The 24,905-nt window shown below is 61.1% G+C and carries 23 protein-coding genes; 9 read left to right on the top strand and 14 right to left on the bottom strand.

The features are described from left to right. Positions 1-4 precede the first annotated feature (4 nt). Both greB and C5F71_RS22530 read right to left on the bottom strand, forming a co-directional pair. Positions 5-478 (bottom strand): transcription elongation factor GreB, encoded by a 474-nt coding sequence (gene greB / locus C5F71_RS22535; protein ID WP_029297967.1) that lies wholly within the window; start codon positions 476-478, stop codon positions 5-7. A gap of 138 nt (positions 479-616) precedes the next feature. Continuing rightward, positions 617-1,801 (bottom strand): hypothetical protein, encoded by a 1,185-nt coding sequence (locus C5F71_RS22530; protein ID WP_104911978.1) that lies wholly within the window; start codon positions 1,799-1,801, stop codon positions 617-619. Between the two features lie 308 nt (positions 1,802-2,109). On the opposite strand from C5F71_RS22530, the gene C5F71_RS22525 reads away from it, so the two are divergent. The 3 genes from C5F71_RS22525 to C5F71_RS22515 are packed head-to-tail and all read left to right on the top strand — an operon-like array spanning position 2,110 to position 5,566. After that, complete coding sequence (locus tag C5F71_RS22525) at positions 2,110-3,036, top strand: ABC transporter ATP-binding protein (protein WP_104911977.1); 927 nt, start codon at positions 2,110-2,112, stop codon at positions 3,034-3,036. After that, a complete protein-coding gene (locus C5F71_RS22520; RefSeq protein ID WP_104911976.1) occupies positions 3,033-3,758 on the top strand; it encodes an ABC transporter permease in 726 nt (241 codons plus the stop codon). Before C5F71_RS22525 ends, C5F71_RS22520 begins: the two co-directional genes overlap by 4 nt. A 26-nt stretch (positions 3,759-3,784) precedes the next feature. Continuing rightward, entirely contained in the window at positions 3,785-5,566 is a 1,782-nt protein-coding gene (locus C5F71_RS22515; RefSeq protein WP_256587974.1) for a Gldg family protein, read from the top strand. 9 nt (positions 5,567-5,575) lie between these two features. On the opposite strand, the gene C5F71_RS22510 is transcribed toward C5F71_RS22515, so the two are convergent. The 3 genes from C5F71_RS22510 to C5F71_RS22500 form a co-directional block, all read right to left on the bottom strand. Then, positions 5,576-5,884 (bottom strand): hypothetical protein, encoded by a 309-nt coding sequence (locus C5F71_RS22510; RefSeq protein ID WP_029297956.1) that lies wholly within the window; start codon positions 5,882-5,884, stop codon positions 5,576-5,578. A 246-nt stretch (positions 5,885-6,130) separates the two neighbouring features. Further along, complete coding sequence (locus C5F71_RS22505; protein ID WP_029297954.1) at positions 6,131-6,565, bottom strand: DoxX family protein; 435 nt, start codon at positions 6,563-6,565, stop codon at positions 6,131-6,133. A gap of 103 nt (positions 6,566-6,668) precedes the next feature. Next, the gene (locus C5F71_RS22500) at positions 6,669-8,090 is read right to left on the bottom strand and encodes a transglycosylase SLT domain-containing protein (protein WP_029297952.1); all 1,422 of its coding nucleotides are present in this window, start codon (positions 8,088-8,090) and stop codon (positions 6,669-6,671) included. A 235-nt stretch (positions 8,091-8,325) separates the two neighbouring features. Between C5F71_RS22500 and C5F71_RS22495 the strand changes: the two genes are divergently transcribed. From C5F71_RS22495 to C5F71_RS22485, 3 genes are all read left to right on the top strand, one after another. Beyond that, complete coding sequence (locus C5F71_RS22495; protein ID WP_070995443.1) at positions 8,326-9,132, top strand: TatD family hydrolase; 807 nt, start codon at positions 8,326-8,328, stop codon at positions 9,130-9,132. A gap of 96 nt (positions 9,133-9,228) precedes the next feature. Continuing rightward, the gene (locus tag C5F71_RS22490) at positions 9,229-10,710 is read left to right on the top strand and encodes a methyl-accepting chemotaxis protein (RefSeq protein ID WP_029297948.1); all 1,482 of its coding nucleotides are present in this window, start codon (positions 9,229-9,231) and stop codon (positions 10,708-10,710) included. A gap of 145 nt (positions 10,711-10,855) precedes the next feature. Next, complete coding sequence (locus C5F71_RS22485; protein WP_104911974.1) at positions 10,856-11,218, top strand: Mpo1-like protein; 363 nt, start codon at positions 10,856-10,858, stop codon at positions 11,216-11,218. A gap of 7 nt (positions 11,219-11,225) precedes the next feature. Here C5F71_RS22485 and C5F71_RS22480 read toward each other — a convergent pair whose 3' ends face one another. From C5F71_RS22480 to C5F71_RS22470, 3 genes are all read right to left on the bottom strand, one after another. Continuing rightward, positions 11,226-12,023, bottom strand: coding sequence for an acyl-CoA thioesterase II (locus C5F71_RS22480; protein WP_104911973.1), 798 nt, complete (start codon positions 12,021-12,023; stop codon positions 11,226-11,228). A gap of 102 nt (positions 12,024-12,125) precedes the next feature. After that, positions 12,126-12,887, bottom strand: a complete 762-nt coding sequence (locus C5F71_RS22475; protein WP_104911972.1) for a CHAD domain-containing protein — start codon at positions 12,885-12,887, stop codon at positions 12,126-12,128. A gap of 95 nt (positions 12,888-12,982) precedes the next feature. Further along, the gene (locus C5F71_RS22470) at positions 12,983-13,261 is read right to left on the bottom strand and encodes a hypothetical protein (RefSeq protein WP_029300795.1); all 279 of its coding nucleotides are present in this window, start codon (positions 13,259-13,261) and stop codon (positions 12,983-12,985) included. A gap of 216 nt (positions 13,262-13,477) precedes the next feature. On the opposite strand from C5F71_RS22470, the gene C5F71_RS22465 reads away from it, so the two are divergent. Continuing rightward, positions 13,478-14,515 (top strand): patatin-like phospholipase family protein, encoded by a 1,038-nt coding sequence (locus C5F71_RS22465; RefSeq protein WP_029300796.1) that lies wholly within the window; start codon positions 13,478-13,480, stop codon positions 14,513-14,515. 364 nt (positions 14,516-14,879) lie between these two features. On the opposite strand, the gene C5F71_RS22460 is transcribed toward C5F71_RS22465, so the two are convergent. The 6 genes from C5F71_RS22460 to kdpF all read right to left on the bottom strand — a co-directional run bounded on the left by C5F71_RS22460 (position 14,880) and on the right by kdpF (position 22,844). Then, on the bottom strand, positions 14,880-15,575 hold the full coding sequence (locus tag C5F71_RS22460; protein WP_070995179.1) for a response regulator: 696 nt from the start codon (positions 15,573-15,575) through the stop codon (positions 14,880-14,882). 49 nt (positions 15,576-15,624) lie between these two features. Beyond that, on the bottom strand, positions 15,625-18,276 hold the full coding sequence (locus C5F71_RS22455; RefSeq protein WP_104911971.1) for a sensor histidine kinase KdpD: 2,652 nt from the start codon (positions 18,274-18,276) through the stop codon (positions 15,625-15,627). A 105-nt stretch (positions 18,277-18,381) separates the two neighbouring features. After that, positions 18,382-18,927 carry a potassium-transporting ATPase subunit KdpC gene (kdpC, locus tag C5F71_RS22450; RefSeq protein ID WP_104911970.1) on the bottom strand — a complete coding sequence of 182 codons (546 nt, stop codon included), beginning with the start codon at positions 18,925-18,927 and terminating at the stop codon, positions 18,382-18,384. Positions 18,928-18,982: 55 nt separating this feature from the next. Further along, complete coding sequence (gene kdpB / locus C5F71_RS22445; protein WP_104911969.1) at positions 18,983-21,046, bottom strand: potassium-transporting ATPase subunit KdpB; 2,064 nt, start codon at positions 21,044-21,046, stop codon at positions 18,983-18,985. Positions 21,047-21,051: 5 nt separating this feature from the next. Continuing rightward, on the bottom strand, positions 21,052-22,746 hold the full coding sequence (gene kdpA, locus C5F71_RS22440; protein ID WP_104911968.1) for a potassium-transporting ATPase subunit KdpA: 1,695 nt from the start codon (positions 22,744-22,746) through the stop codon (positions 21,052-21,054). Positions 22,747-22,754: 8 nt separating this feature from the next. Further along, entirely contained in the window at positions 22,755-22,844 is a 90-nt protein-coding gene (kdpF, locus tag C5F71_RS22435; protein WP_032863112.1) for a K(+)-transporting ATPase subunit F, read from the bottom strand. Positions 22,845-23,242: 398 nt separating this feature from the next. On the opposite strand from kdpF, the gene eat reads away from it, so the two are divergent. Both eat and C5F71_RS22425 read left to right on the top strand, forming a co-directional pair. Beyond that, positions 23,243-24,607, top strand: coding sequence for an ethanolamine permease (eat, locus tag C5F71_RS22430; RefSeq protein ID WP_092235173.1), 1,365 nt, complete (start codon positions 23,243-23,245; stop codon positions 24,605-24,607). 111 nt (positions 24,608-24,718) lie between these two features. Then, complete coding sequence (locus C5F71_RS22425) at positions 24,719-24,886, top strand: DUF2897 family protein (RefSeq protein ID WP_003172675.1); 168 nt, start codon at positions 24,719-24,721, stop codon at positions 24,884-24,886. Positions 24,887-24,905 lie beyond the last annotated feature (19 nt).

Genomic DNA, 24,905 nt, shown 5'->3' with positions numbered 1-24,905 from the left:
GCTGCTACTTGATGTACTCGATGCCGGTGATCCACCAGCACACTTCACCGCCTGGCGTCTGCACAATGGCTTCATCGTCCACCTCTTTGCGCAGCAATGCCCTGGCCATGGGTGAGTCGATGGAAATGTAGTCCATGCGCTCATAAATCTCGTCATAGCCCACGATTCGAAAACGCTTGGTCTCCCCCTGCTCGTTTTCGATATCCACCCAAGCCCCGAAGAACACCTTGCCCTCCTGCTCGGGCATGTATTCCACCACACGCATATCTTCCAGGCGTTTGCGCAGGTAACGCACCCGACGATCGATTTCGCGCAGCAGCTTCTTGTTGTACTGGTAGTCGGCGTTCTCGCTGCGGTCTCCCAGGGAAGCTGCCCAAGTCACTTTGCGCGTGGTATCAGGACGCTTTTCTCGCCACAGGTAATCAAGCTCCTTCTTCAGCGCTTCATGACCTTCTTTGGTAATCAGCTTGGTACTCAAAAGCGTCACATCCCCCGCAAACTTCCATTGGTTCAAACCAGCGCTACACCCACCAAAGATGCACTGGCTGCCTGACGGCAACTGGTCGGCCTTGATAATAAATGAACGCCAGAAAGTAGCCAGGCCTGATTCCCAGGGTCAACCGGGACCAGGCAAACTGCCTGCATCCACGCCGCGCTGCACCTCGACCTTTTGCTCGGGAAACAAGGTGGCGTCCAGGCGATTCAACACCGCCTGCAGATCGCCCCTCAGGCCCGATAACTGCCCCATGCTGCTCGCCAGTTGCTCAGCCTGTTGCTGGGTCGCACGGTCCAGCGCCTGCAGCCTGAACGACTCATCTTCGATCTGACGTGCCCAACCCTCCAGACGGCGTTGTTCTGCCTGCTGCACCTGCGCCTGGTGCTCTTCACGCCCCTTCAACGCCAGGGTTCTTTGCTGCAAGTCAGTTTCCAGCGCCGCCAACTGTTGATTGGCCTGCGCCAATGCATTTTTTTCCCGTAGCAACTGGGTTCTCTGCTGCTCAAGTTCCTCCTGCTGCTCAAACGCCGCACGCTTCTGTTGCGTCAACTCTTGCGCCACCCGGGCAAGATTGGTCAGCGTGGTATCCACCTCATGCAGGGTCGCCTGATCCGGCACCACAGATGGCGGCACGGCTTCGGCAGGTGCCACAGGCTCTTGCACTCGCGGAGCCGGCTCCTCGGGCTGCGGCGCCTTCGTCGGAGTAGGTAATGGCTCCTCAGGGATTAACGCCGGCAGCACTACGGCCGGTTCCTCGTCCGGCTCCTGCGTCACAGCCTCATTGCGATTTGCCGGATTGGGCGGCGACACCATTTTTGACGAGAAACGAATGGACGGCACAATCAACTCGGCGCTCTCGATCGCAGGCAGGCCAATGACTGAAGTCCCCAGGGTGATGACCTTCATCACCAATACCTTCTTGATCATCAGCGAGTGGTGATCTTCAGGCCTCGCCGTCGGTAGCTTGCTGCCCTTCAAGTCAATGAAGTGATAGGCCACCTGTGACGCCGAGCAATTGCCATCCTTGACCCCGGATGCGGTGGCCAGGGTGATGATCTGCTTGAGCACGCTCATCGCCAGTTGCAGGTTCTCCTTGGACTCGATCCCTCCTAGAAAATACCGCTCGGCCTTCCTGCGCAGTGCAGCGATATAGACCCGCGAACTCCCAGGCTCGACCTCTTCGTCCAGGCTATAGACAAGAAAGTTCGCAGCGATTTGCGGTACCGCAAAGCAACAGAGCAATGCACCGTTAACCGGGGAATCATGACCAGAGTGTTCAAGAACAAGAGTACGCAGAAGCATCATGAGTATCGGACTCCTTTACGGTAGTACTTCATATACACGCCATCTATGAAATAAAAATCAACATATCACCAAGAACAACACAATTGTTTCAGCGAGTGATTGAGGCACATGTAGGACTTACCTTATTCCAGCGACTCAGCGTTTCCAAACGCCCCTATTGAACGTACCATTTTTTAACAAAGCAGCGCCTTAAACACTTGATCAGTACTTTTTCCCACAACGTTCGGCAATTCTCAAACCGAAGACACTGGCTTATAGAGCCCCGTCTACTCAGCATGCCCCGGCAAACAACCAAGTAGAAAAGCCCAATGATCGAAATAACAAATCTAACAAAAAAAACAGGACAGACGATTGCCATCGACAACTTGACGTTCAGCGTTACCTCCCGGGAATGCCTGGGATTGTTTGGACATGAGGGCGCAGGCAAAAGCACATTGCTCAAATTGCTCTCAGGCGCTATCAAGGCAACTTCCGGCACCATAAAAATACATGACACAAATATCTCAACCCACCCCATAAGAGCGAAAAAAATAATAGGTTATCAACCTGAAGCGGCACTCGGCCAAGGCAACATGACAGTCAAGAACTTCCTCGGTTTCATCGCCGAAGTTCGCGGGCTGCATGGCCTGCAAAAGCGCAAGATGGTGGACCGGGCAATCACCCGCCTAGAGCTCTGGCGAGTACTTGACTCACCTATCGCCACCCTTCCTGCGGGGCACCAACGCAAAGTGGCGCTGGCCCAAGCCATCCTGCATGACCCCAGGTTGCTGTTACTCGATGAGCCCACAGCAGGCCTGGACCCCTTGCAAAAGCAAAAGGTCGGGACGCTCATCCAGTCCCTGGCCGAAGACATGACGGTGATTGTCGCCTCGCGCAATCCCGAAGAGTTCTCGTGTATTTGTCAACGGGCGCTGGTTATGGCCGAGGGCAGATTGCTGGCCGATGCCCCCGTCAGCGAGCTACAGCGCAGTTCGCACTATTACCAGGCAATCACCCTGGCCGCCGATGCCCCCCTCGACCTGCTGGCGCTGGCCGTGCTCCCGGGAGTGGCCGGCATAGAGGAAGACCGGCATAGCGCCGGCAGCGTGACCGTGCTCGCGATGCCGGGGCAAATCATCTATCCACACGTCAATGCCCTGGTCGCCAACCGTCGCTGGAAGATCAATACCTTGAGCCTTGAGCCGGGGCGCCTGAGCGATGTCATCCACCACTTGAGCCAGGAGGCACTCAATTGAAACGTCTACCCGTGATATTCAAGCGGCAACTAAGCAGTTACTTGTCGAGCCCGACCACTTACTTAAGCATCGCGACTTTCTTGATTGCCAACACTGTGCTCGGCTTGTTTGTAGGAAACTTCCTGGAAAAAACTCCGGAAAACTTACACGCTTTTTTTCAGTTCCATCCTTGGCTTTACCTTTTTTTCATTCCTATTATTTCAACACTGCTTTGGGCGAACGAGCACAAAGACGATGCATTTTGCTTTACAAGCACCCTGCCAGTCTCCGCCCTGGAGCTGACACTGGGAAAATTCCTGGCCGCCTGGACACTCTGTGCGCTCACGATTTTATTAAACTTCCCACTGGTCATTACCATAAATTATCTGGGCATCGCGGACAATTCGACCATCTTGGCTCAGTCCATCGGGAGTTGGCTACTGGCAGGTGCTTATCTTTCATTCGCCTGCCTCATCTGTGTACTGGCCTATAATCGTCTGATTATTTTTGTGATCACACTCGCGCTACTATTTGCAGTAAGCACGCTATCACTAGTTCTGGATATGTTGGACCATCAGGCGCCCATCTGGCTGATCGATAGTTTGATTTCACTCAATCCACAGATACGTTTCAGCTCGATAGATAGCGGCCTTCTGACGCTGCATGACACGTTGTACTTCATAAGCATGATCATTGCGTTCCTCACCGCAACCACCCTTACTTTAAATTTCAGGAAAAGCTGAGAAAGGAACCCCCCATGAGGAACCTCATGAACTTCGGCGTGACGTTGATCGTCATCGTCCTGCTTTTTCTTGCCTTTAACCTGGTTTGGGCACTGAAGCTGCCCAACTACCGCCTGGACCTCTCAGAGAAAAAAATCCATACCCTGTCGCCTTCGACGCAGGCCCTGCTCGCGGGGCTTGAAACCCCCATGGAGGTGCATTTTTTCAACGCCAGTCACGCCCGCAAGAGTGAAGCATTGAAAAGCCATGGCGCATACATCGCGCTGCTGCTCAAAGCCTATGAAGGCGCATCAAACGGCAACATCACGCTGCACCTGATTGACCCTGAGCCCTTTTCAGAGGAGGAGTACCAGGCCGAGTCATTGGGCCTGGATAGAACGCAGGGGCTGTTCGGGCTCATCGGCACCCGCGCCAACCATGAACCTCAGAAAATCGAACGCTTCGACCCGGCCCAGGCGAACTTCCTGGAGTATGAGATCAGCCACTTGGTCCACAACGTCGCACGCCAGGAACAGCCGGTAATCGGCCTGATCAGCGGCTTAACCGTGGACGGCAGCCGGGATGAACGCAATCAGCAAATCACACCGCCTTGGCAGTTGCTCAAGGAAATCCGCGCTCAGTTCAATCTGGTGAGCCTGGGCAACGACATTTCGCGTATCCCCGGGCACATCAAGACCTTGATGGTGGTGCAGCCCGCTCGACTACCGGAGCAAGCGCTTTTTGCCATTGATCAATTTGTCCTGGCTGGGGGCAAGCTGCTGATGTTTATCGACCCCCTGGATGAACCGGGCTCAACCACCGAGAACCCTGGCCAGCAAAACCTGCTCGCCGCATGGGGCGTGCAGGTGCCAGCGAACCAGGTATTGGCAGACAGCCTCTACGCAACGCCGGTAGCGGTGGCGAACGGCCAAGCACCCGTACGCCATCCTGGGGCGCTCACCCTGACCCGAGAGTCAATGGCGCAGAGCGATATCAGCAGTTGGGGCGTTGACAGGGTGACACTGTTGAATTCCGGTACGCTCATGCCCCTGAAAAAAAGCCGCACCACCTTCACTCCCCTGCTCTGGAGCTCGGAGCGAGCCTATACGTTCGATGGCGCACGCTTCGCCCAACAGGATGGGTTCGACGCCATGCTCAGCGAAGCCGCCATGCGCGGCCGATCGAGTGTGATCGCCGCACGGATACAGGGACCCGCCTACTCCGCCTTTCCTGACGGCATCAACGGCCAGAAAGCGACGTTGCAAAAAGCCGCCAATATCCATGTAGTGCTAGTTGCCGACACTGACTTGCTCAGTGACCGCGTCTGGCTGGCCGCACGCACTGCCAATGGACACCAAGCGCAGCGTCCGGGCAACGCCAGGTTTGTCTTCAACACCCTGGATAACCTGGCGGCACCTGACACACTAAGCGCTATCAGCCCCCGCGCAAGCGACGGGCCACAGCCAGGGTTGCTGGACAGAATGCGCAACGAGGCCGCGCAGTCCTACCGGAAAAAAGCCAACCTTCTGGAGCAACGTCTGGACCAGGCAGAAAAGGAGTGGCAGACGCTCAACGCGCCTTTATCGAGGCTGGGAAGCCAGGCCCTTTCCTCCAATACGCTGTTGCAGGCGCTGAACAAAGAACGCCTGCGCTTGCGCCTGGAACTTCACACCCTGAAGAAGGAAGCCTACAAGGACGTTCGGCAGTTGGAGCGCACGGTAGCCCTGCTCACTATCGTCACTGTTCCGTTGATGGTGAGCCTGCTGGGGCTGGGGATTCTCATCTCGCACCGACGCCGCCAACATCCACCCGCCGCGGCGTTCTATTGAGCGTCGCGGTCAGCGGCGGGTAATCAAACCCTGGCGCGCTACGCGGGTCAGGTGTCGGATGAACTCACCGGCATCGTCGGCGTTGGGCGCCTGGATCACCGCCAGGTCAAAGCTGTTCGTGGCAAAGCGCGCCAGGGACTCGCCGTCTTCGACAAACTGGATCAAGAAAGCCGAAGGGCGGCCAGTACGGCGGGGCCAGCCATCCAGATAACGCAATAACGTCGGTTGGTGCTTGCCGCCAAGCAGGATTTTAGGGTTGCGCTGAGTGAGGCCCGCAGTGATCGGGGCCAGGCGTACAAGAGGTCGTAGTGCATTCATCGTGTCGTGTCTCTGCCTCAAAAGTCTGCGGGCAGGTGAGAGGCAACACCGAACCAGCGCTTTAGCGGTATTTCGAAACCTGGAGCAGGCTTCTGTCGGGGCTGCAGTGAGTCCCTGTGGCGCCCCGCAATTAGCTGTTTAAATCGGCGCATGCAGCATCCTAGAGAAGCCGGTGGGGCGGTGTCAAGAATCCCCTACAACGAAAAAGGCCCGCACGGGCGGGCCTTTAACACGTGTGCTGCAAGATCAATTGGCGATGGCGCGATCGACAGACAGTTTGCCAGCACCTTCGAACAGGACCGCCACCGTGCCGCCCAGCAGCGCCAGGGCGAACTCATAGCCGTTGTTGGCCATGAACAAACCGTTGCTGATATGCACCGAGAATATCGCCACCAGCGAGACAATCGTCAGACCCAGCGCCGCTGGGCGTGCCAGCAGGCCAATGATCAGCGCCAGGCCGGCAAAGAACTCAGTGCCGCCCGACAACAGCGCCATCAGCGTACCTGGGGCCAGGCCGATGCTCTCCATCCACTGCGCCGTGCCCGCCAGGCCACCACCGCCGAACCAGCCAAAGAGTTTTTGCGAACCGTGGGCGGCAAAGATGATGCCGACGAAAATCCGCAGGACAGTCAAGCCGAAGCCTGCACGGGTGGACAGAACGTTTCTGATCATTGGGCTCATGTAGATAATCCTTTTCGATGATGGGGTTGGTTGGCCGCTATATTAATCAGTTTATAGAATGATAAAAGCCGAAAATAGCGTTAATCAATATCGATTAATTAGATTATTTGCGTGAGACGATCTTGGTCGCCACCGGCTCCAGAGAGTCCCGTTCCCGATCAAATGCCAAGTAGTACTTGTTCACGCTATTAACATAGCTGACGCCACCCATTCCAACCTGCTCCATGGCGATGCGCTCCACCTGGAAGAACCACTGATTGGGGTTCAACCCCCGACGCCTGGCCTCGGCGCGCATGCCCTGCACCCGTTCCGGGCCCATGTTGTAGGCGGCCAGGACGAACGCCATACGTTCGCGCTCATTGAGCTTGGGGCTGGCGAAGAACTTGCGGCGAATCAGCGCCAGGTAGCGCGCCCCTGCCTGCACATTGCTGTCCAGAGTCTGGATATTGTTGACCCCCACACGCTGGGCGGCCGACGGGGTGATCTGCATCAGGCCGGTGGGCCCGCTGCCACTTTTCGCGGCGGGATTGAGGGACGATTCCTTGAAGGCCAGGGCCGCCAGGTTCAGCCAGTCCATGCCCTGTTCCCGGGCATGTTTTTGCAAGACCGGGCGCAGCTTTTCGAGGCGCTGGCGATCGGCCCGCGCCAAGGGGTAACGCACTTGGTAGAGGCGCCGATAGATACGCTGGAACGCTACATCCTGGTCTGACGGGGTCTTGTAGGTTTTCAGGAAGCGGTCGATGCTCGCCCGCAGCATCGACGCATCCTGGCGCACGAACCAGTACTCCTCACCCGGCTCACTGATCGCCACTTGCTTGTCGAAACGCAACTTGGGCAGGATCTTCGACCAGCGCTCGGCAATCGGTCGCTCGACAATGGTCAGGTGGAAGATCCCGGCCTGGACCATCTCCAGCACATCTTCCACCGCCAGGCTGGGGTCCACCCATTCCACCTTGACCGGCGGCAGCTTGCGCAGCGCCAGCTTCTGGTTGATCTGGTTGACCGCCTCCCCTGCTGCGCTGCCCGTGGTCAGGGCCAGGGTGCGCCCGGACAGTTGCTCCAACCGGGTAAACCGCCGCTGGCCCTTGAGACCCACCAGCCACAGCGGCACGTCACTGGCAATCGGGTCACTGCTGCTGATCTTGTGGGCAGCCGTCGCATCCAGCAGCTCACCGGGCGCCACCAGGTCACCTTCGCCACGGGCCAGCGCGCCCAGCAACTGATCCTTGGCCTTGGGAATGATCTTGAGGTTGATTTCCTGGCCATCGCGGGCGCGGCCATTGAGGTAGTGTTCGAAGGCCCGCAGGCGATGGTACTCGACACCAATTGACTGGCCCTGGACTTCACCGGAGCTGTTGCGACTCTGGTTGACCAGCACGCGCAACGTGCGACTGCTGCGGATTTCGGCCAGGTCGCGGACCTTGCCCGGCTTGGTCACTTCCAGCGGCCCGTCCAGACGCGCAACCGCCGCGTTGGGCAGCAGTAGCGTCAGGCATACCATGAGCAATGCCGAGGGTCGGATCATCCGCTCTCCGGAAAGAACAAGGCCCCATGCACCGCGAAAAACGCCACATTGGGGGACAGAAACAGAGCGCCAGAGGCGCAGACTTTGGGCGCAAGGGTGTCACAGCAGCAGGCCTTCGGCCAACCACGGTGTGACTTGCGACGTTCAAAGACAGCGATAACTCGTTGTAGTTCTTGGCTTTTCTTATAAATCCACAGCTCTGATAGACTTTCCGGCCGCAGGCGGAGATAGCACCATGCAACTCATTGATATTGGCGTCAACCTGACCAACCCCAGTTTCGACGACAAACACCAGGCCGTGCTCGACCGCGCCTATGCCGCCGGCGTGGGCCAGCTGGTGGTCACCGGCACCAGCGTGCACGGCAGCGAACAAGCCCTGGAACTATGCCAGCGCTTGGATCCAAGCGCCCGACGCTTGTTCAGCACCGCGGGCATTCACCCCCATAGCGCCAGCGACTGGAATGCCGACAGCGAGCGGCAACTGCGTGACCTGCTCAGCCAGGACCGGGTACGTGCCGTGGGTGAATGCGGGCTGGACTTCAACCGTGACTTCTCACCCCGCCCCCAGCAGGAAAAAGTCCTCGAAGCCCACCTGGCATTGGCCGTCGAATTGCGCTTGCCGGTGTTTCTCCATGAACGGGACGCCAACCAGCGCCTGCTGGAGATCCTGCGCGACTACCGCGATCAACTGCCCGCCGCCGTGGTGCACTGCTTCACCGGCGAACAACGCGCACTGTTCAGCTACCTCGACCTGGACCTGCATATCGGTATCACCGGCTGGATATGTGACGAACGCCGTGGCACACACCTGCACCCGCTTGTCAGGGAAATCCCCCGGGGCCGCCTGATGCTGGAAAGCGACGCGCCCTACCTGCTACCGCGTACCCTGCGGCCCAAACCGAAGAACGGGCGCAATGAGCCAGCCTACTTGCCGGAGGTGTTGCGCGAAGTGGCCCTGCACCGCGAAGAAAGCCTGGAAGACCTGGCCCAACACAGCACCGCCTGCTCCCGTGCGTTTTTCGGCCTGCCTGCGTTGGATTGACGCGGCGCATTGACCCACATCAACACCCTTTTTCCGAATAGCGGCACAATAATGGCACCTTGCCAAAACTGTTTCCGCTATCAGAGAAAACCTTCCATGGGTGCCTGGCTTAGCAATATCTCGCTGAAGTACAAATTCTGGGCCGTGAATGCGGTCGCTTTCATCACCACGCTGCTGCTGGTGCTGTATGCCGTGCACCTTGAGCAACAGGCCCGCAGCCATGCCTCCCAAGCCTCGGCACAAGCCCAGGGGCGCTTGCTCGGCGCATGGCCGGCGGGGCAGCCGCTGCCCAAGGACGAGCACTGGCTGGTGTTCCAGCGGGGCCTGGCTCCCGAACTGGCAGAGCAGGACCTGTCCGCCCTCAGCGAGGCCAATGGCTGGGTCGAGTTCAACTCTATGCCGCTGTTCGGCGAAAACCCGTTGCTGGGCGCCGAGGTCATCTCCCGCGCCGACGGCCAGCAAATCGCCGTACTGGCGTATGCACCGAGCCTGAGCCAGGTGTTTACCGAACGCTTCACCAACTACGCGGTGGCGGTGCTGATCCTGATGCTGGCGATGCTCTGTGCCTCGCAACTGCTGATCCGCTTTTTGCTCGCCCAACTCAACACCTTGAAAGACGTGATGCTGCACGTAGAAAAAACCGGCGACCTCTCGGCCCGCGTTCCCCTGGCCTGCAAGGACGAAGTCGGGCAGATGGCCAGCGCGTTCAACGCCATGCAGGCCGGCTACCAGCGGGTGGTCAGTACCGTGGCGCGCACCGCCAAACTGTTGGACGACGGTGCCGCGCGCCTGGCCAGCAGCATGAATGAAGTCCAGCACGGCATGCTCGGCCAGCAAAGCGAGACGGACCAGGCAGCCACCGCGATCAATGAAATGACCGCCACCGTGTATCACATTGCCCAGCACGCCGGCGCCACACGGGACCTGTCACAGACCGCCGACACCCTGGCCGGCAGCGGCCAGGAAGTGGTGACCCGGGTCCAGCGTTCGATTGCCGGGTTGTCCACCGGCGTGCAGCAAACCGCCGAGATGATCCAGAAGCTGGCCGAGGACAGTCAGAAGATCAACGGCGTGGTCGGGGTGATCCATAGCATCGCCGAACAGACCAACCTGCTGGCCCTCAACGCTGCCATCGAAGCCGCCCGTGCCGGGGAGATGGGCCGCGGCTTTGCCGTGGTGGCCGATGAAGTGCGCAACCTGGCCAAGCGCGTGCAAAGCTCCACCGATGAGATCACGCGCATGGTCTCGGCCCTGCAGGCCGGCACCCGGGATGCGGTGGATTTTATGCAGGAAAGCTCGTTCAAGGCCGATGACTGCGTGCAGCAGGCCCAGGAAGCCGGCGCCTCACTCGCGGAAATCACCAGCGCCGTGGCGCAGATGCGCGAGAGCAACACGCAGATTGCGGTCGCCGCCGAACAGCAAAGCCATGTGGCCGAAGAGATGAACCGTGCGGTGGTGAGCATCCGTGATGTCACAGAAAACACCGTGCAACAGACCGTGGACTCCGCGACCACCAGCAACGAACTGGCGACCCTGGCTGGCGAGTTGAGCAAGGCGATCGGTCAACTGAAGTTGTGAGGTTTGCCTGCCGTTCAGCCAACGCTTGCCGTTGGCTGAACCCGTCAATTGGCTATAACCCCCATAGCCAACCCCAATTCGCCGCCCCTGCCCGCCCCACCTAGACTCTGTTCATCGAGTATCAATGGACAGAGGATTTATCATCATGGGCAAACGTCACCCCAATCTCCCGGCCTGGCAATGGCGCGCCTACCCGCAGAACCATCAGCACCCGACCAACCTGGTGTTGCACCTGATTGCAGTACCGCTGTTCATCGTCGGGTTTCTGCTGATTGTGTCCGGGGTGTTCAGCCTGAGCTTGGCCAGCTTTGCCATCGGCGTGGTCGGCGTGTTGGCCGGCCTGGCCCTGCAACGTCATGGGCACAGCCTGGAAGCCCAGGCCAGCGAGCCGTTCAGTGATCGTAAGGATGCAGTGCAGCGCCTGGTGGTCGAGCAGTTCGTGACCTTTCCACGCTTTGTTCTCAGTGGCGGCTGGTGGCAAGCCTGGCGTCAGCGCCACCGCCACTGACGCGGGCTCAGGCGAACACCACCACGGTCTGGCGGCTGATGGCGATCAACTGGCCGTCAGGCCCCCACAACATCGCAGCGGCATGACCATAGCCGTCGCGGGCATGCTCGATCTCGACGTGGTACTGGCACCAGTCCAGGGTCGTCAATTGCGCCAGAGGCTGGATGAATTCGATGGTCCAGGTCAGGGTGCTGCCCGCTGCAGGCCGCTTCAGGTGCGGTAGCAGGGCCGGCGGCCAGGCATCCACCAGCGCGAGGATATGCGCTTCGGTCAAAGGCTCCTCCTTCACATCCCCGCGCAAACGCACCCAGCCGCCCATCTCCCGGGATTTGTTGCCCGTGAACGGCAAACCGCCGACGCTCCAGCGCATCGCCAGGTAGCGCATGAACTCAGGCGTCACGCCTTTGATATAGGGCAGTTCCTGGCATTCGTCCCAATGCTTGAAGGTTGGCGCGGGCAATGCTGGCACGTCGATCTCCGAAGGCCGTGATGCGCCGAAACTGGCCTGTGCCAGGGTCATTACTTCCCCACCCTGCACCACCCGCCCCAGCAACTGGCTGACCGCTTTGCCTTCGCGCAGCACTTCCACTTGATAGCTGGCAGAGACGTCTGGCGCCACCGGCCCGACAAAGGTCACGGCCAACGAACGCAACGGCCGGTCTGCCGGCACCTGGGCGCGCAAGGCTTCGTATTGCAAGGCGGCGACCAGGCCGCCAAACGTGGCACGGCCCTGGGCCCATTGCGCCGGGGTAGACACGTCCAGCGGGTTATTACGGGCGGCGTCGAGCAAATCACTAAAGCGCATGGCGACCTCACATCAAGAAAATCGATTGTGCGATCTTAACCAGCGTGCCAGCCAGGTACAGCGCTTATTCCGGCCAAATACCCAGACAGATAAGCCGCCGCCTCAGAAACACTCCGCCGCCAGCTTATCCAGTACCCGATCCGCCTTGCCTTCGGCCTGGGCCATGGTGCGATGCCAGACCGCAACACAAGGTTGCAGATCCGCCTGATGTTCGGCCTGCGCCAGCCATTGCCAGCAGTCATGCCAATCCCCCAGTGCGCCTTGGGCAGATTTGAGACGGGACATGGCCTTGGCCGGCAATTGCCCCAATTGCGGATAAGCCTCGGCCGCGTAACGTACGCGCTTGATCAACAAGCGCAGGCGATGGCGGTCGTGACCGGGATCGTGCAGGGCCGCATCGAGGGTCTGCCATTGCTTGGCCAGCCGCTTTTCGATGTGAGCCCGCAGCCCCTTGAGTAGTTTTTGATGATCTGACGCGCGGATAAAGCGGGGAAAGGCATCCAGGATCAGCAGCAGTTGTGCGACTTCCGGGCTTTGCGCCACCTGCCGATAGGTTTGTGGCTGCTGGCGCAGACGCCGCGCCGCAGCGTCGTGATAACCGTGCTGCTGCAAGTACGCCGCCAGCACCTCACGGTCGCGCAACGGCGTGGTCAATTGGCCGACTGCGCTGGCGGCCGCTTCCAGTTGCTCGACGCCGGGCAGCCCGCGCAAGGGGCGCAGCAGGCTGCGCAGGCGCCGCACCGTGGTGCGCAGGTCATGCAGCGCTTCGTCATCGGTAACCGCCGCCAGGCGCGCCTGGCAACTCAACAATCCGACTTCCAGGCCAATGACCTGGGCGACCAACTGATCCACCAACGCCGACATGCTGCTTCCCCTGATAAACAACGTCCATGTACCTGCGCAAAACAGGCGTCTGGAACCACCTTAACCACTACCCCGGCATGTTGCGCTGACTCGGATCAACGCCCGGCGCGCGACTCACGGATATAGAAACGGGCTTTTTCCGCCTTGCTGGCGCACCCTTCGAACGCTTCGAATTGTTGCTGGGTCTTGGCGCCAGTCAGCAACGACAGGGCCTTGGAATAGCTGACCGTGCCGGCGAAACCTTCAGCCTTGGCCAAATCCAGTTCGTGCCACGCCGCGTCCAATTGGCTGCCGCAGCTATCGCGATAGGCCGTTTTGCCGGCACAACCGGCCAGGGCCAACACAATCACAGGCAAACACATCCAGGCTTTCATCAATGACACCTCAAGAAAAGAAAACAGTCGTGGGATGTAGACGTTGCCTACATCGAAAAGTGCCTTATCACACAGCCTGAAATGCCTAGCGCCGATAGCCAAAGCATACCCGAGCAACTAGCTCGGCTTATGAAAATAATCACTCTTGTCAGCTAGGATTGAAGCAGCCCCCTGGTTGGGTGCATTGTGGACAGCTGTTTTGCGAAGGATCCGATCATGAAAAAACGCGTTGCATTGGTCCTGGGCTCCGGTGGAGCGCGGGGTTATGCCCACATCGGGGTGATCGAAGAGATCGAAAAGCGCGGCTATGAAATCGCCTGTATCGCCGGCTGCTCCATGGGCGCGGTGGTCGGCGGGATCTATGCCGCAGGCAAGCTTAAGGACTACCGCAACTGGATCGAAAGCCTGGACTATCTGGACGTGCTGCGCCTGGTGGATGTGAGTTTTCGCCTGGGCGCGATACGCGGCGAAAAAGTCTTCGGGCAGATCCGCAAGATCGTCGGCGAGATCAATATCGAAGACCTGCGCATTCCCTACACCGCCGTCGCCACTGACCTGACCAACCAACAGGAAATCTGGTTCCAGGAAGGCTGCCTGCACCAGGCCATGCGCGCCTCGGCGGCGATTCCCAGCCTGTTTACCCCGGTGATGCAAGGCAACCGCATGCTGGTGGACGGCGGCCTGCTCAACCCGCTGCCAATCGTGCCGGTGGTGTCGAGCCATTGCGACCTGATCATTGCGGTCAACCTCAACGCCACCAACCAGAAGCACTACACCCTGCCGGTAATCCAGCGCCCGCCGGCGTTCAAGAGCCGCTTCGACAACCTGGTACGCTCGTTGGGTTCGCACCTGCCATTTCGGCGCAAGCAGGCCGAGCAACTGCTGTTGCTGGAACAGGAAGCGCTGCAGGCGCAAGCCGCTGATATCAACCCCTGGCTCGAGGGCGCCGAGCCCGAAGCCCAGCAACCGGCCGCCGCCCCAGAGTCCGCTGGTGCACCGAAATCCGCTACCGGTTCGTTCATCATCGACAACGTGGGGCCGGCATCGCTACTGGATCTGATCAACCAGAGTTTCGAGGTGATGCAGACATCATTGGCCCAGTACAAGATCGCGGGCTACCCGCCGGATGTGCTGATCAACGTGCCCAAGCGCGTGTGCCGGTTTTTTGAATTCTACAAAGCGCCAGAACTGATCGCCCTGGGGCGTGAGATTGCCAGTGATACGTTGGATCGGTATGAGAGTGAGCAGAGTTGAGAGCTTCGCTGGGGCTTGGGGCCCTATCGCGGCATAGGTATCTACACAACTTTCAGAAACTGACGAACTCCCCCGTGGCGAGCGGGCTTGCCCCGCGCTGGGCTGCGAAGCAGCCCCAAAAAGCCCTTCGCATTTTTTCAGATAAACCGCGATGGCAGGGTTTAGGGCTGCTACGCAGCCCAGCGCGGGGCAAGCCCGCTCGCCACAACTGCGCTATCTGCCTGGATTTAGGCGTTGCGGCAAAGTTGTGTAGATACTTATGCCTATCGCGGGCAAGCCCGCTCCCACATTCAGATTTGTGAATGCATTCAAAAAGTGGGAGCGGGCTTGCCCGCGATGAGGCCGGTCCAGCCACCACAATCCCTCAGCCCTCAGCCCCCAACAACCGATACCCCACCCCCGCCTCGGTCACGATAAAGCGTGGCTGGGTCGGGTCATCCGCCAGCTTCTGGCGCAAGTGCCCCACCACAATGCGCAGGTAGTGGCTGTCTTCGGTATGGGTCGGGCCCCAGATGTCCTTGAGCAACTGTTGCTGGGTAATCACCCGGCCGGGATAACGCGCCAGTTGCGCCAGCACCGCGTATTCCTTGCGGGTCAGGGCCACGTCGACACCGTCCAGCAATACCCGCCGATAGGCCAGGTCGACCGTCAGCGGGCCAAACTGCAGCGCAGCCTGTTGGGCCTCTCCGACAGGCGCCTGGCGTAGCAGCGCACGGACCCGGGCCAGGAACTCCTGGATGCCAAACGGCTTGGTCACATAGTCATTGGCGCCACCGTCCAGCGCCTGGACCTTCTGCCCTTCGCTGGCCCGTACCGACAACACCAGCACCGGGGCTGTCGACCATTCGCGCAACTCACGCAGCACCTGCTGGCCGTCCATATCCGGCAGGCCCAGGTCCAGCACCAGCAGGTCCGGTTTGTTCAATGCCGCCTGGGCCAACCCTTCGGCGCCGGTTCCAGCCTCAATTACCTTATAGCCCTGGGACGCCAGGCTGATGCGCAAGAACTTGCGGATCTGCGGCTCGTCATCAATGACCAAAATCGTCGCAGTCTGGCTCATGGTGTTCCGTCACAATCGCTGAAAAAAAATAAGAGTAGCGCACCTGATATCACGCTTCACTTTCCAGGCTCGGCTGGGTCTGCAATGGCAGGAACAAGGTGATGCACGTGCCCCGCCCGTCGATGCCCTCGGCCACGCTGATATGCCCGCCGTGGGCGCCGACCATGCCCTGGCAGATTGCCAGGCCGAGCCCGGTGCCCTGCCCGCCGCGGTCGCCGCGGGCGGCGGTGTAGAACATATCGAAAATCTTCGCCCGCTCCTCTTCAGGAATCCCCGGGCCTTCATCACTGACCGAGAAAAACAACGCCTGGTCCGCCACACCGGCACGCAGTTGCAAGCGACCATGGGGCGGTGAAAAGCGTGCGGCGTTTTCCAGCACATTGACCAGGGCTTGCTCGATCAAGGCGGCATGCACATACAGCAGCGGCAACTCGGGCGGCACGTCGGTACTCACCTGCAACGGCGCGAGCACCGCGCGCAAACGGGCGAGGGAACTGCCGACGATATCGGCGGGCGACACCCAGTCGCGCGCCAGTTTCAAGGCGCCATGGCCCAGACGGGTCATGTCCAGCAGGTTCTGAATATAGCGGTCCAGGCGCTCGGCTTCGTCGCGAGTGCCTTCGAGCAGTTCGCGGCGATCTTCCAGGGGAATGGCTTCGCCCAGGGCCAGCAGGCTGTCGATGCTACCGCGCATGGAGGTCAGCGGCGTGCGCAAGTCATGGGACACCGAAGCCAGCAAAGCACTGCGCAGTTGCTCGGTCTCGCCATGCAAACGGGCGGCCTCCAGATTCTGCGCCAGCTGGGCACGGGCCAGCGCCTGGGCCAATGGCTGGCTCAAGGCCGTGAGCAGGCGCCGACGTTGGCCACTGAGTTCCAGGCCGGCCTTGGGGCTGACGCCGAGCAAACCCAATGGACCATTTTCAGCGGACAACGGCCACCACCACCAGCGCCCAAACGGCAAGGTGCCAGTGCCCATGCCCGCCGGTTGGTCGTGCTGCCAGGCCCAGTCGGCGGCGGCACGTTCGGCTTCGGTGAAGGTGATCGGCCCACCGGTCTCGACTTTCCACTCACTGGGCCCGTCGCGATTGACCAGGCACAACTGCAAATCGCTCCAGCCCTGCAGATGATGGGCCGCTGCGCTGATCACCGCTTGGCGGTCGGTGGCGGCGGTGAGTTTGCGCGACAGGTCGAGGAGCTCGCTGGTTTCTTCCTGAGTGTCGCGCAGGGCTTGCAGTTGCCGACGCTGACGCGCAGCCAGGTTGCCGGTCAGCGCCGCCATCAGCAGGAAAAACAACAGCGTCAGCACATCTTCTTCACGCTGGATGGCGAAGGAAAAATTCGGTGGGATAAACAAAAAGTCATAGGTCATGAACGACAGCGCCGCACAGGCCAATGCCGGGCCCAGACTGCTGCGAACCGCCACCAGCAGCACAGCCGCGAGGAACACCAGGGAGATGTTGGGCAGCGGCAGGATACTCGACACCCCCCACGCCAATGCACTGGCCAGCACGGTTGCCAGCAGCGCCAGAGCGTAGTCGAACCACACCAGGCCCCGCACCTCGGGCAAGCGTGGCGGCACCGGCGTTTCATCGCTGTCGAGGACGTTGATTTCCAAGCCCCGGGCATTGCGCAGCAAGCGCGCCGCCAAACCGCCGCCGAACAGTCGACGCCGCCAGCGTGGGCGCGACTGCCCCACCAGCACCAGGCTGGCACGGCGTTCGGCCGCGTGCTGGATCAGGGTCTTGGCCACTTCGCCGGCACGCAGCAACACCACTTCGCCACCCAGGCGCTCAGCCAACTGCTGGGCGTTTTGCAGGCGCAGCCGCGACTGCTCGTCGCGCATCCGGCCGTTGTCCACATGCACCAGGCTCCACGGCAAATGCCGGCGCTGGGCCACACGGCTGGCGTGGCGCACCAGGCGTTCGGCCTCGGCATCGCCATCCACCCCCACCAACAGACGACCGCGCACGGTCGGCGCGGCCTGGCCCAGTTGCCGGTAGCCCTGGGCCAGATCGTCATCCACGTGAGCGGCGGCGGTCTGCATCGCCAACTCGCGCAGGGCCATGAGGTTGGTCTGGGTAAAGAATGCATCGATGGCGGCCCGCGCCTGCTCCGGCACGTAGACCTTGCCGTCGCGCAGGCGCTCCAGCAACTCGCGGGATGGCAGGTCGATCAGCAGCAGCTCATCGGCTTCCTGCAACACCCAGTCCGGCAGGGTTTCGCGCACTTGCACGCCGGTGATACCGCGCACCTGGTCGTTGAGGCTTTCCAGGTGCTGGACGTTGACCGTCGTGAACACGTTGATGCCGGCGGAGAGCAGTTCCTGGATGTCCTGCCAGCGCTTTTCGTGGCGGCTGCCGGGGGCGTTGCTGTGGGCCAGTTCGTCTACCAGCACCAGCCGGGGCTTGCTGGCGAGCAAGCCGTCGAGGTCCATCTCTTCGAGCATCACCCCACGGTATTCCGAGCGCAGCAACGGTTGCTGGGGCAAGCCACTGAGCAAGGCCTCGGTCTCGGCGCGACCATGGGTCTCGACCACCCCGGCCACCACTTTGACGCCCTGGCGCAGTTGGGTGTGGGCCGCCTGGAGCATGGCGTAGGTCTTGCCCACGCCGGGGGCGGCACCGAGGAATACTTTGAGCCGGCCACGGCCGTGCTTGGGTAGGTCGGCTAGGAGGGCGTCGGCGCGGCCGGAGTCACTCATGGGAACAGTCTTCTTTCAGTTAGTGATGTGGGGAACATGCTGCCGCCATCGCGGGCAAGCCCGCTCCTACAGGAGCAGGCTTGCCCGCGATGGCGGCGCCACGGTTTACAACTTTTCCAGCGCCATGTTCAGCGCCAGTACATTCACCACCGGCGGCCCCACCAGCGGCTGTTCGATATGCTCGTCCATCAAGCGCTCCAGGGTCGACACCGGCAACTGCCGTGCCGCCGCCACCCGCGCCAGTTGATAGGCAATTGCCTGCGGTGGCAAGTGTGGATCAAGACCACTGCCGGAGGTCGTCAACAGCGCCAGGGGCACGGGGCCCTGGCCTGGCACCTGAATTTTAGCGGCGTCGTCAAACACCCGCGCCGCCAGCGCCGGATTGCTCGGGCCAAGGTTGCTGGCACTGCTGGAGACGGTGGCAAACGCACCTGCCGAAGGCCGCGAGTGGAACCAGCGCTCGCCGGTAAATTCCTGGGCAATCAGGCTGGAGCCGCGCACCTTGCCTTCGGCATCGCGCACCAGGCTGCCATTGGCCTGGTCGGGAAAGGCCACCTGGGCGACGCCGGTCACCACCAGCGGATAGGCGACGCCAGTGATCAGGGTCATCAATACCAACAGGCTTATCGCCGGACGGATCATGCTGGACATTTCATCTTCCTCAATTGATTCGTGACCTGTAGGAGCCGGCTCCTACAGGATTGGCTCAGACCAGGTGCAGCGCGGTCAGCAGCATGTCGATCGCCTTGATCCCGGCGAACGGCACCAAAAGCCCGCCCACGCCATAGATCAACAGGTTGCGCCGCAGCAACGCCGCCGCACTTGCTGCCTGCACTCGCACACCGCGCAGGGCCAGGGGGATGAGCACCACGATGATCAGCGCGTTAAACACAATGGCCGACAGAATCGCGCTCTGCGGGCTGCTCAGGTGCATCACGTTGAGCACGCCCAATTGCGGGTAGATCGAGGCGAACAACGCCGGCAGGATCGCGAAGTACTTGGCCACGTCGTTGGCAATCGAAAAGGTGGTCAGCGCGCCCCGGGTCACCAGCAATTCCTTGCCGATCTGCACCACGTCCAGCAGCTTGGTCGGGTCGCTGTCGAGGTCGACCATGTTCGCCGCCTCGCGGGCCGCCTGGGTCCCGTCATTCATCGCCATGCCCACGTCCGCCTGGGCCAGGGCCGGGGCGTCGTTGGCACCGTCGCCACACATGGCCACCAGGCGCCCGTCGTTCTGCTCGTGACGGATGCGCGCCAGTTTCTTCTCCGGCGTGGCTTCCGCCAGTACATCATCCACGCCGGCTTCGGCAGCGATTGCGGCGGCGGTCAGCGGGTTGTCGCCGGTTACCATCACCGTGCGGATCCCCAGCTTGCGCAGTTCGGCAAAGCGCTCGCGAATGCCGGGCTTGACCACGTCCTTGAGGTGGATCGCGCCGAGCAGTTTACCGTCGACACACACCAGCAACGGGGTGCCACCACTCTGGGCGATCTTGTCGATTTCCCGGGACAGCGCCGGCAAAAGGTCCTGGCGTTGCTGACCGATAAACGCCAGCAGCGAATCGACGGCGCCTTTACGATAGACGCGGCCTTGATAGTCCACACCCGACAAGCGCGTTTCGGCACTGAACGGCACGCCCGTCAGCTCTTGCACAGAGGGCTCGGTGTACGGATGCAGGGCCCGCAGGTATTCGACGATGGATTTGCCCTCCGCCGTATCGTCTGCCAGCGAGGCCAGCAGCGCGCCTTCGGCCAACTCCTTGCCGTTGACGCCGGGCGCGGCATAGATGCCAGCGCAGCGCCGGTTGCCAAAGGTGATGGTGCCGGTCTTGTCCAGCAACAGCACATGCACGTCCCCCGCCGCTTCCACGGCGCGCCCGGACTTGGCGATCACATTGAGGCGCACCAGGCGATCCATGCCGGCGATGCCGATGGCCGATAACAGACCACCGATGGTGGTGGGAATCAGCGTGACCAGCAGCGCCACCAGGAACACCAAGGGCAGGCTGCCATTGGCGAAATGGGCGAACGGCTGCAAGGTCACGACCACCAGCAGGAAGATCAGGGTCAGGCCGATCAGCAGGATGTCCAACGCCACTTCGTTGGGGGTTTTCTGGCGCTTGGCGCCTTCGACCAGGGCAATCATGCGGTCCAGGGTCGACTCGCCGGGGTTGGCGGTGATGCGAATCACCAGCCAGTCCGAGACCAACCGGGTATTGCCGGTGACCGCCGAGCGATCACCGCCGGATTCGCGGATGACCGGCGCGGACTCACCGGTGATCGCCGCTTCGTTGACCGCCGCGATGCCTTCGATGACCTCACCGTCGCCGGGGATCATTTCCCCGGCCGCTACCCGCACCACATCACCTTTGCGCAGGCTGGTGGCGGGCACCACCTTGAAGCTGCCATCGGCCTCCTGGCGCCGCGCACTCAGGCCTTCACTGCCCGCCTTGAGGCTATCGGCGCGGGCCTTGCCACGGCCCTCGGCCAGGGCTTCGGCGAAGTTGGCGAACAACACGGTGAACCACAGCCACAGGGCAATCTGCACCGCGACAAAGGTCGGCACGCTGCTGTCCGGCACCAGGCACAGCACCGTGGTGAGGATCGCGGTCAGCTCAACCACCAGCATCACCGGCGAACGCTTCAACTGGCGCGGGTCCAGCTTGACGAACGCCTGGACCAACGCAGGGCGCCACAGGGCCGAGATCGCAGTCTTGGCCGATTCCTGGGTCTTGACCGGAGCGGCATTGTTTACAGGCATATTCATGTTCATACCCCTTAGAAGCCCATGCTCAGGTGTTCAGCGATAGGGCCCAGTGCCAGCGTCGGCAGGAACGTCAGGCCGCCCACCAGCAAAATGGTCACGGTCAGCAACGTCACGAACAACGGGCCGTGGGTCGGGAAACTGTTCTGGCCAATCGGTGCGCTTTTCTTCATCGCCAGGCTGCCGGCCAGGGCCAGCACCGGGAGGATGTAGCCAAAGCGCCCGATCAACATGCCCAACCCGAGCATCAGGTTGTGAAACGGCGTATTGGCGCCAAGGCCAGCAAACGCCGAACCGTTGTTGGCACTGGCCGAGGTGTAGGCGTACAGCAACTGGCTGAAGCCATGGGGGCCGGGGTTGGTGATGGTCGCAGCGGTAGCCGGCACGCTGGCGGCAATCGCGCCGAGCACCAGCACGCCCACCGGCATTACCAGCAGGGTCACCACCAGCAATTGCACTTCCCGGGCCTGGAGTTTCTTGCCGAGGTATTCCGGGGTGCGACCAATCATCAAGCCGGCGAGGAATACCGCGATCAGCACGTTAAGCAGCATGCCGTACATGCCGGCGCCGACGCCGCCGAAGATCACTTCGCCCACCATCATATTGACCAGCGCCACCATCCCGCTCAGGGGGCTGAGGCTGTCTTGCATGCCGTTGACCGAACCGTTGGACGCCGCCGTGGTGGTCACCGACCACAACACCGTACCGGTGGTGCCGAAGCGCGCTTCCTTGCCTTCCAGCGGCGCAGTCTGCTCCACGGCCGGGTTGCTCAGGGTCGGGTTAGGCTGATACTCGGACCACAACGACACCGAGCCGCCGATCAGGAACAGCGCGAACATGCAGCCAAGGATCGCGCGGCTCTGGCGCAGGTCCTTGACGTAGTGGCCAAAGGTGAAAACCAGCGCCACCGGGATCATGATGATCGCCGCCACTTCAAACAGGTTGGCCCAGGCCGTCGGGTCTTCGAATGGGTGCGCCGAGTTGACACCGAAGAAGCCACCGCCGTTGGTCCCCAGTTGCTTGATCGCAATCTGGCTGGCGGCCGGGCCGAGCGGGATCACTTGATCAACGCCTTGCAGGGTCAGCGCATCAACGTAGTGGGCGAAGGTTTGCGGCACGCCCTGCCACACCAGGAACAACGCCAGCAGCAGGCACAATGGCAGCAGGCCATAGAGGGTGGCGCGGGTCATGTCCACCCAGAAATTGCCCAGGGTGCTGGCGGACTTGCGACCAATCCCACGGCAAAGGGCGACAAGGACGGCCAGGCCGGTGGCGGCACTGACAAAGTTCTGCACGGTCAGGCCGGCCATCTGGCTCAGATAGCTGAGAGTCGCCTCACCGCTGTAGGACTGCCAGTTGGTGTTGGTCATGAAACTGACCGCGGTGTTGAACGCCTGCGTCCACTCCTGCCCGGGCAATTGCTGGGGGTTGAGAGGCAAGTAGTCCTGGAAGAGCAGGATCGAAAAGAGGAGTGAAAATCCGGCAAGGTTGAAGGCCAGCAGGGCCAACATGTACTTCTGCCAACTTTGCTCTTGCTGCGCATCGACCCCGGCCACGCGATAACAGACGCGCTCCACCGGCCCGAAAACCGGGGTCAGCCAGGTGCGCTGCCCTTCCATCACCTTGTAGTAGAACCGCCCCAGAAATGGCGCCGGAACCAGCACCACGGCGAAGAAGGCGATGATCAGCCAATAGTCATAACTGTGCATAGCCGCTCCTAGCCCCGGTCCGCGCGCAACAGCGCAACCAGCAGATAAATGAACAGCGCCACGGCCAATAGCAGTGACACCCCGTCCAGAACACTCATGGAAGTTTCTCCGTCATACGGCGACTGCCGCGTGTGGGCATTGTCCGCAGGAGGGGTGTAAAGGAGCGAGGGCGAGGGGGTGGAGGGGGCGTAAAGATGGCGTAAAGAGTGGGGTGGACGTGAGGTTTGTGGGGCTGTTGAGACCGCTATCGCGGGCAAGCCCGACTCCCACAGTTGGCCGCATTCCAAATGACGTACCCGGTCAACTGTGGGAGTCGGGCTTGCCCGCGATAGCGTCAGCATATCCACCACCGCCCTACCCTGGTGCACGAAATAACGGTCTCAAACAACAGACTATCTCCCACACGACAGTTCCAGCCCTTTACGACACCCTTTTCCAAGCTGGCATGGCCGCTGCAATGTCCTGAAACATTCCAAACCGTTCAGGGAGCAACACAATGAACACACAACTCAAGCCCACCTTGGGCACCTTGCACCTGTGGGGCATCGCCGTGGGGCTGGTGATCTCCGGCGAGTACTTCGGCTGGAGCTACGGCTGGGGCGTGGCCGGGACGTTGGGCTTCCTGGTGACGTCATTGATGGTCGCCGCCATGTACACCTGTTTCATTTTCAGCTTCACCGAGCTGACCACCGCGATTCCCCATGCCGGCGGGCCGTTTGCCTACAGCCGACGGGCCTTCGGCGAGAAAGGTGGGCTGATCGCAGGGTTGGCCACCTTGATCGAGTTTGTCTTCGCGCCGCCGGCGATTGCCCTGGCTATTGGCGCCTATCTGAATGTGCAATTCCCGGCACTCGACCCGAAACACGCAGCGGTCGGGGCCTACTTCGTGTTCATGGGCTTGAATATTCTGGGAGTGAAACTCGCCGCGACCTTCGAGTTGGTGGTGTGTGTATTGGCCGTGGCCGAGTTGCTGGTATTTATGGGCGTGGTCGCACCGGCGTTCAGCTTCAGCAACTTCGCCCTCAACGGCTGGGCGGGTTCCGATACGTTTGGTGCGCCGGCGATTGCCGGAATCTTTGCCGCGATCCCCTTCGCCATCTGGTTCTTCCTCGCCATCGAAGGCGCCGCCATGGCCGCCGAAGAAGCCAAGGACCCGAAACGCACGATTCCCAAGGCTTATATCAGCGGCATCCTGACCCTGGTGTTTCTGGCCATGGGCGTGATGTTCTTTGCTGGTGGCGTGGGCGACTGGCGCACCCTGTCGAACATCAACGACCCATTGCCCCAGGCGATGAAGACCGTGGTGGGCGAAAGCTCCGGCTGGCTGCATATGCTGGTGTGGATTGGCCTGTTTGGCCTGGTCGCCAGCTTCCACGGCATCATCCTCGGCTACTCGCGCCAGTTCTTCGCCCTGGCCCGCGCCGGCTACCTGCCCTCCTCTCTGGCCAAGCTGTCACGCTTCCAGACACCCCACCGGGCCATCCTTGCCGGCGGCGTGGTGGGCATCGCCGCGATCTACAGCGACGGCCTGATCAACCTCGGCGGCATGACCCTTACCGCGGCGATGATCACCATGGCGGTGTTCGGCGCCATCGTCATGTACATCATGAGCATGCTCAGCCTGTTCAAGCTGCGTAAGAGCGAACCGCTGCTGGAACGCACTTTCCGCGCACCGGGCTACCCTATCGTACCGGCGATCGCCCTGATCCTGGCGTTGGTCTGCCTGGTCGCCATGGCGTGGTTCAACACCCTGATCGGCCTGATCTTCCTTGGGTTCATGGCCGCAGGCTTCATCTACTTCCAACTGACCGCCCAAGACCGCGCCGACGCACCGGCAGATGCCATGTTGACCGGGCTCTAAACCAGCGAGGCAGAACGGGCCTACAATGGAACGACTGACGAACGCCGTCACTCAAAGCTGATAGTGCCGTGGGGAATCTTCCCCATGGCAGTCAGCCTCAAGGAGAGCCCTATGCCCTGGTATGCCTGGTTGATCATGGTGGTCGCCATCGGTTCGATCGTTGGTGGCTTGATGATGCTGCGTGACAGCGCCAACAAAGTGGAACTGACCGACGAACAACGCAAACGCGTCGCCGAGCGCAATGCTCAGGCCGACGCCAAGGATGCGCAGGATCGCTGAAACCAACGCCCCGTGCTGA

Origin of the sequence: Pseudomonas sp. LG1D9, from assembly GCF_002949995.1 — a bacterium.
Taxonomy (GTDB): domain Bacteria; phylum Pseudomonadota; class Gammaproteobacteria; order Pseudomonadales; family Pseudomonadaceae; genus Aquipseudomonas; species Aquipseudomonas proteolytica.
This window is presented reverse-complemented; position numbering and strand designations above follow the sequence as displayed.

Coding starts and splice junctions, on each gene's coding strand:
- C5F71_RS22530 (WP_104911978.1), bottom strand. CDS start 1,801: ATGATGCTTCTGCGTACTCTTGTTCTTGAACACTCTGGTCATGATTCC.
- kdpB (WP_104911969.1), bottom strand. CDS start 21,046: ATGAACATGAATATGCCTGTAAACAATGCCGCTCCGGTCAAGACCCAG.
- C5F71_RS22525 (WP_104911977.1), top strand. CDS start 2,110: ATGATCGAAATAACAAATCTAACAAAAAAAACAGGACAGACGATTGCC.
- C5F71_RS22515 (WP_256587974.1), top strand. CDS start 3,785: ATGAACTTCGGCGTGACGTTGATCGTCATCGTCCTGCTTTTTCTTGCC.
- C5F71_RS22485 (WP_104911974.1), top strand. CDS start 10,856: ATGGGCAAACGTCACCCCAATCTCCCGGCCTGGCAATGGCGCGCCTAC.
- C5F71_RS22475 (WP_104911972.1), bottom strand. CDS start 12,887: ATGTCGGCGTTGGTGGATCAGTTGGTCGCCCAGGTCATTGGCCTGGAA.
- C5F71_RS22490 (WP_029297948.1), top strand. CDS start 9,229: ATGGGTGCCTGGCTTAGCAATATCTCGCTGAAGTACAAATTCTGGGCC.
- eat (WP_092235173.1), top strand. CDS start 23,243: ATGAACACACAACTCAAGCCCACCTTGGGCACCTTGCACCTGTGGGGC.
- kdpC (WP_104911970.1), bottom strand. CDS start 18,927: ATGTCCAGCATGATCCGTCCGGCGATAAGCCTGTTGGTATTGATGACC.
- C5F71_RS22510 (WP_029297956.1), bottom strand. CDS start 5,884: ATGAATGCACTACGACCTCTTGTACGCCTGGCCCCGATCACTGCGGGC.
- C5F71_RS22495 (WP_070995443.1), top strand. CDS start 8,326: ATGCAACTCATTGATATTGGCGTCAACCTGACCAACCCCAGTTTCGAC.
- kdpF (WP_032863112.1), bottom strand. CDS start 22,844: ATGAGTGTTCTGGACGGGGTGTCACTGCTATTGGCCGTGGCGCTGTTC.
- C5F71_RS22460 (WP_070995179.1), bottom strand. CDS start 15,575: ATGAGCCAGACTGCGACGATTTTGGTCATTGATGACGAGCCGCAGATC.
- C5F71_RS22455 (WP_104911971.1), bottom strand. CDS start 18,276: ATGAGTGACTCCGGCCGCGCCGACGCCCTCCTAGCCGACCTACCCAAG.
- C5F71_RS22470 (WP_029300795.1), bottom strand. CDS start 13,261: ATGAAAGCCTGGATGTGTTTGCCTGTGATTGTGTTGGCCCTGGCCGGT.
- C5F71_RS22465 (WP_029300796.1), top strand. CDS start 13,478: ATGAAAAAACGCGTTGCATTGGTCCTGGGCTCCGGTGGAGCGCGGGGT.
- C5F71_RS22500 (WP_029297952.1), bottom strand. CDS start 8,090: ATGATCCGACCCTCGGCATTGCTCATGGTATGCCTGACGCTACTGCTG.
- C5F71_RS22425 (WP_003172675.1), top strand. CDS start 24,719: ATGCCCTGGTATGCCTGGTTGATCATGGTGGTCGCCATCGGTTCGATC.
- C5F71_RS22505 (WP_029297954.1), bottom strand. CDS start 6,565: ATGAGCCCAATGATCAGAAACGTTCTGTCCACCCGTGCAGGCTTCGGC.
- kdpA (WP_104911968.1), bottom strand. CDS start 22,746: ATGCACAGTTATGACTATTGGCTGATCATCGCCTTCTTCGCCGTGGTG.
- C5F71_RS22480 (WP_104911973.1), bottom strand. CDS start 12,023: ATGCGCTTTAGTGATTTGCTCGACGCCGCCCGTAATAACCCGCTGGAC.